This window comes from Rhizobacter sp. (assembly GCF_031412495.1).
Classification (GTDB): Bacteria; Pseudomonadota; Gammaproteobacteria; order Burkholderiales; family Burkholderiaceae_C; genus Schlegelella_A.
Genome location: NZ_JANODC010000260.1, coordinates 1 through 5,610, shown reverse-complemented (window position 1 = coordinate 5,610; position 5,610 = coordinate 1). Strand labels below are relative to the sequence as shown.

Genomic DNA, 5,610 nt, shown 5'->3' with positions numbered 1-5,610 from the left:
CGATCCCGGTCGGCTGGCGTTCGGCGTCGCTGGCCTCGATCTCGGCCAGCGTCGCCACCGCTTCGCCGGGCAGGAGACCGCGGCCGGCGCTGGCATAGCGCGGCTTGGCGGCGCTCTCGGCGACCGTCTCGACCAGCGTGTTCCAGGCCCCGCAGTGCGGGCACTTGCCGAGCCACTTCGCGTTCGCGCCACCGCACTCGGTGCAGGTGTAGACCGATCTCTCCTTCGCCATCCGATCGACTGTAGCCGCGCCGGCTCCGGCGTCGCGACCCTGCACCGATGCGGAGCCGAGGGCTGCTCAGCCCGCGTCCGAGACCTTGGCGCGGCCGGCCTTGACCTGCGAGCGCACGCTCTTGCCTTCGAGGCGCCGCTCGCGCGAGGCCCGCGTCGGCCGCGTCGGCCGGCGCGTCGGCGCCACCTCGGCGGCGCGCGCGACCAGCTCGTTGAGGCGCAGCATCGCGTCGCGCCGGTTCATGTCCTGGCTGCGGTGGCGCTGCGCCTTGATGACGAGCACGCCCTGGTCGGTGACGCGCCGGTCGGTGCGCGCGAGCAGGCGCTCCTTGATCGGCTCGGGCAGCGACGAGGCGGCGATGTCGAAGCGCAGGTGGATGGCGCTCGAGACCTTGTTGACGTTCTGCCCGCCCGCGCCCTGGGCCCGGACGGCGGTGATCTCGACCTCGGATTCGTCGACGACGGGGGCGGTGCTCACCCGGCGATGCGCGCCGGCACCCGCGGCGCGCGCGCGCACATCAGCTCGTAGCCGACGGTCCCGGCGGCCTGCGCCACCTCGTCGATCGGCAGGACCGCGCCGCCCTCCGAGCGGCCCCAGAGCACGACCTCGCTGCCGACGCGCGCCGCCGGAACGGGCGACAGGTCGACCGTGATCATGTCCATCGAGACCCGGCCCACCGTGCGCGTGCGCACGCCGTCGACGAGCACCGGCGTGCCGCGCTCGTTCGTCCCGGGGGCCAGGCGCGGGTAGCCGTCGGCATAGCCGCAGGCGGCGACGCCGACGCGCATGGGGGCGGTCGCGGTGAAGCTGCTGCCGTAGCCGACGCTTGCGCCGACCGCCAGCTCCTGCACCGCGATCATGCGCGTGCGCAGGCTCATGGCCGGCGCCAGGCCCCAGTCGGCGGCGCTGCGAAGCGGGTGGTCGGGCGACGACCCGTACAGCAGGATGCCCGGGCGGACCCAGCCCTCACCGCCGAGGCGGCTGCCGAAGCGCAGGGTCGCCGCGCTGTTGCAGATCGAGCGCTCGCCCGGCAGCTCGCGCGTCGCCGCCTCGAACGTGGCCAGCGCCGGCTCGATCGCGCGGGGGTCGGCGGCGTCGGCGTCGGCCAGGTGCGTCATCAAGGTGATCTCTTCGACCTGAGCCAGGGCGTCGAGGCGCAGCCAGGCGGCGCGAAAGCTCGCCGGCGCAAAGCCGAGCCGGTTCATGCCGCTGTTCAGCTTCAGGAAGACGCGGTGCGGGCGATCGGTCTTCAAGGCCGCGAGCAGATCGATCTGCGCCGTCGAGTGGACGACGTGCCAGAGCTTCAGGCGACTGCATGCCTCGAGGTCGCGCGCGTCGAAGCAACCTTCGAGCAGGAGCACCGGCCCGCGCCAGCCGAGCTCGCGCAGGCGCTCGGCCTCGGCGACGTCGAGCAGGGCGAAGCCGTCGGCGCCCTGCAGCGCCTCGTGGACGTTGGCGATGCCGTGCCCGTAGGCGTCGGCCTTGACGACGGCCCAGACGCGGGCGCCGCCGGCCGCGCGCCGCGCCACCTCGAGGTTCGCGCGCAGCGCGCCGGCGTGGATCAGCGCTTCGACGGGACGCGGCATGCGGCCGATTCTGCCAGTGCACCCGTCTCGCGGACGTGCCCGCAGAGGGCCGAAACGCGCGTGCTATAAACCCCGCCGCAGGGAGACGGGCCGTGACCACGCGGCCCGACAGGAGCCGACGCATAGCGAATGAAAAAAGGCTTCTACACCATCATGGCGGCGCAGTTCTTCAGCTCGCTGGCCGACAACGCCCTGCTGGTGGCTGCCATCGAACTGCTCCGGACCGGCGGCGCGCCTTCCTGGCACATCCCCGCGCTGACGCCGATGTTCGCGCTCTTCTACGTGATCCTCGCTCCGGGCGTCGGCGCCTTCGCCGACGCGGTGCCGAAGGGCACGGTGATGCTGATCTCGAACACGATCAAGATCGTCGGCTGCCTGCTCATGCTGTTCGGCGCCCACCCGCTGCTCGCCTACGCCATCGTCGGGCTCGGCGCCGCCGCGTACTCGCCGGCCAAGTACGGGATCCTCACCGAGCTGCTGCCGAACTCGCAGCTGGTCAAGGCCAACGGCTGGATCGAGGGCCTCACCATCCTGTCGATCATCCTCGGCGTGCTGCTCGGCGGGCAGCTGGTCGGCCGGGTCGTGTCCGAGCACCTGCTGGCCTTCGACGTGCCGGTCTTCGATACCGGCATCCAGAGCGCGCCCGAGGCGGCGGTGGCGTTGATCGCCATCCTCTACATCGTCGCCGCCCTCTTCAACATGCGCATCCCGCGCACCGATGCGCCGCTGCAGCCCCTGGCGCACGGCATCGGCTCGCTGGTGCGCGACTTCTCGAGCTGCAACGCGCGTCTGTGGAACGACAAGCTCGGCCAGATCTCGCTGGCGACGACGACGCTGTTCTGGGGCGTCTCCGGCAACCTGCGGGTCATCGTCTTCGCCTGGGCCGCCGCGGCGCTCGGCTACGGCACGCCGCAGGCGTCGGCGCTGGTCGGCGTCGTTGCCATCGGCACGGCCGTGGGCGCCGTCGTCGCCTCGATGCGGATGCGCCTCGACCAGGCCACCAACGTCATCCCGCTGGGCATCGCCATGGGCGTGCTCGTGGTCGGCCTCGACCTGATCACCAACGTCTGGGTGGCGGCGCCGTTCCTGATCGTGCTCGGCGCCATCGGCGGCTTCCTGGTCGTGCCGATGAACGCGCTGCTGCAGCACCGCGGCGCCAACCTGATGGGCGCGGGCCGATCGATCGCCGTGCAGAACTTCAACGAGCAGGCCTGCATCCTCGGCCTCGGCGCCTTCTACACCGCCCTGACCCGCTTCGGCCTGTCGGCCTTCGCGGCGATCGCGATCTTCGGCCTGCTGGTCGCCGGGACGATGTGGATCATCCGGCGTTGGCATCTCTCGAACTGCGCGCGCTATCCCGAAGAGATCAGGCACCTGCTGTCGATCGCCCGCCTCGACAAGCACTAGGGCCCGCAACGGCCCTTGCCCGAGCGCTGCCACGCGCCATGAACGTCGCCCTCCTGCCCAGCCTGGCGCTGGTCGTCAACGCCTTCGTCTGGGGCACCTCGTGGTGGCCGTTCCGGCACCTGCAGGGGCTGGGGCTGCACCCGCTCTGGGCCACGGCGATCGTCTTCACGCTCGCCTCGCTGGCCATCGTCGCGGCGCGGCCGCAGGCGGTGCGCCAAGTGCTGACGACGCCGGCGCTCTGGGTCCTGGTGACGGCGGCCGGCGTCACCAACGCCTCGTTCAACTGGGCGGTGACGATCGGCGACGTGGTCCGCGTCGTCCTCCTGTTCTACCTGATGCCGCTGTGGACGGTGCTGCTCGCCCGCCTCGTCCTCGGCGAGCGACTCACCTCGGCGGGGTGGCTGCGCATCGCCCTCGGCCTGGTGGGCGCCGTCGTCGTCCTGTGGCCAGGCGGCGGCGACGCGAAGCCGACGCCGGTCGGGCTGCCGCTGCCGGGCTCGCTCGCCGACTGGCTCGGCGTCATTGGCGGCTTCTCGTTCGCCTTCAACAACGTGATGCTGCGGCGCGAGGCGCACCGGCCCGAGGAAGGCCGCGCCCTGGCGATGTTCCTGGGCGGCGCCGTGGTTGCCGCCGCCCTGGCCGTGGCGCTGACGGCGAGCGGCCGCGCCGACCCGCCGCCGGCGCTCGCCGCCGCCTGGCTGCTGCCCCTCGGCGGCCTCACCCTGCTGTTCCTGACCGGCAACCTCGCCCTGCAGTACGGCGCGGCGCGCCTGCCCGCGAACCGGACCTCGGTGGTGATGCTCACCGAGGTGGTCTTCGCGTCGGCATCGGCGATCGCCCTCGGTGCGAGCGAGCCGTCGGCCCGCGTCGCCATCGGCGGCGCCCTCATCGTGGCCGGGGCGCTCCTGGCCGCGGCGCGCCCCGGCCCCGGGCATTGAAAGGCAGGCCGGCGCTACCATCGCCGTCCACTCGTCACTCCTTCGGAAAAAGAATGGCCGCCAGAGAGAAAAGCCTGTTCGACTTCGAGGCGACCTCGATCGAGGGCAAGCCAGCGCACCTGTCGACGCAGCGAGGCAAGGTGGCGCTGATCGTCAACACCGCCAGCCAGTGCGGCTTCACGCCCCAGTTCGCGGGCCTCGAGGCGCTGTGGCAGAAGTACCAGGACCGCGGGCTGGTGGTCATCGGCTTTCCGAGCAACCAGTTCGGCGCCCAGGACCCGGGCTCGAACCAGGAGATCGCCACCTTCTGCCAGGCGAACTACGGCGTCAGCTTCCCGATGATGGCCAAGGTCGATGTCAACGGCGACCAGGCGCACCCGCTCTGGAAGTGGCTCACCGCCGAAGCGCGCGGCATCCTCGGCACCAAGGGGATCAAGTGGAACTTCACCAAGTTCCTCGTCGGCAAGGACGGCCAGGTCATCAAGCGCTATGGCCCCGCCGACCCGCCGCAGTCACTGCAGCCCGACATCGAGAAGGCGCTCGCGGCCTAGGCCCGTTGCTGCCATGTTCGAGCACGTCGAGCCGTTCGCCGGCGACCCCATCCTCAGCCTGAACGACGACTTCCAGAAGGATCCGCGTCCGGGCAAGATCAACCTGTCGATCGGCATCTACTTCGACGATGCCGGGCGCATTCCCGTCCTCGATTCGGTGTGCCGCGCCGAGCGCTCCGTCTGTGCCCGCGACGCCGCGAAGCCCTACCTGCCCATCGAGGGCGCCGCCAACATGCGCGGCGAAGTCCAGACGCTCCTGTTCGGGCGCGAGCACGAGGCGCTGGCAGCGAAGCGCGTCGCCACGATCCAGTCGGTCGGCTCGAGCGGGGGCCTCAAGGTCGGCGCCGATTTCCTTGCCCGCTGGCTGCCGGGCAGCGCGGTCTGGGTCAGCGACCCGAGCTGGGAGAACCACGCCTCGATGTTCGACGGTGCCGGCATGGCCGTGCACAGCTACCCGTACTACGACGCGACCACTGGTGGCCTGAAGTTCGACGCGATGCTCGCCACGCTGAGCAGCCTGCCGCCGCGCAGCGTGGTCCTGCTGCACGCCTGCTGCCACAACCCGACCGGCGTCGACCTGACGCGCGCGCAATGGGAGCAATTGCTGCCGGTGCTGCGCGAGCGCAGCTTGCTGCCCTACCTCGACATCGCTTACCAGGGCTATGGCGATGGCATCGAGGAAGACGCCTTCGCGATCCGCTTGCTCGCCGCGTCGGGCCTGAGCTTCTTCGTCGCCAACTCGTTCTCCAAAAGCATGAGCGTCTACGGCGAGCGCGCGGGTGCGCTCAGCGTGGTCTGTAGCAGCCGCGCCGAGGCTGAGCTGGTGCTCGGCCAGATGAAGGCCACGGTGCGCCGCAATTATTCGAGCCCGGCGATCCATGCCGCGGGCATCGTCG

General features: G+C 71.3%; 6 protein-coding genes and 1 pseudogene. 4 read left to right on the top strand and 3 right to left on the bottom strand.

From position 1 onward, the window contains the following. The 3 genes and pseudogenes from AC30N0_RS09980 to alr all read right to left on the bottom strand — a co-directional run. Positions 1 to 232 (bottom strand): annotated as a pseudogene (locus tag AC30N0_RS09980) (DNA repair protein RadA); the annotation flags it as partial. Positions 233 to 298: 66 nt separating this feature from the next. After that, positions 299 to 709 (bottom strand): alternative ribosome rescue aminoacyl-tRNA hydrolase ArfB, encoded by a 411-nt coding sequence (arfB, locus tag AC30N0_RS09975; protein ID WP_489517769.1) that lies wholly within the window; start codon positions 707 to 709, stop codon positions 299 to 301. Further along, entirely contained in the window at positions 706 to 1,818 is a 1,113-nt protein-coding gene (alr, locus tag AC30N0_RS09970; protein ID WP_489517768.1) for an alanine racemase, read from the bottom strand. The genes arfB and alr overlap by 4 nt, the downstream gene beginning before the upstream one ends. Before the next feature lie 129 nt (positions 1,819 to 1,947). Here alr and lplT point away from each other — a divergent pair, with 129 nt between their 5' ends. The 4 genes from lplT to AC30N0_RS09950 form a co-directional block, all read left to right on the top strand. After that, positions 1,948 to 3,225 (top strand): lysophospholipid transporter LplT, encoded by a 1,278-nt coding sequence (gene lplT, locus AC30N0_RS09965; protein ID WP_489517767.1) that lies wholly within the window; start codon positions 1,948 to 1,950, stop codon positions 3,223 to 3,225. A gap of 38 nt (positions 3,226 to 3,263) precedes the next feature. Then, positions 3,264 to 4,163: a DMT family transporter gene (locus AC30N0_RS09960; RefSeq protein WP_489517766.1), complete on the top strand. Its 900-nt coding sequence runs from the start codon at positions 3,264 to 3,266 to the stop codon at positions 4,161 to 4,163. A gap of 53 nt (positions 4,164 to 4,216) precedes the next feature. Beyond that, the gene (locus tag AC30N0_RS09955) at positions 4,217 to 4,714 is read left to right on the top strand and encodes a glutathione peroxidase (RefSeq protein ID WP_489517765.1); all 498 of its coding nucleotides are present in this window, start codon (positions 4,217 to 4,219) and stop codon (positions 4,712 to 4,714) included. Between the two features lie 13 nt (positions 4,715 to 4,727). Further along, positions 4,728 to 5,610 (top strand): amino acid aminotransferase (locus AC30N0_RS09950; RefSeq protein ID WP_489517764.1); only part of this gene is annotated, 883 nt, incomplete at its 3' end.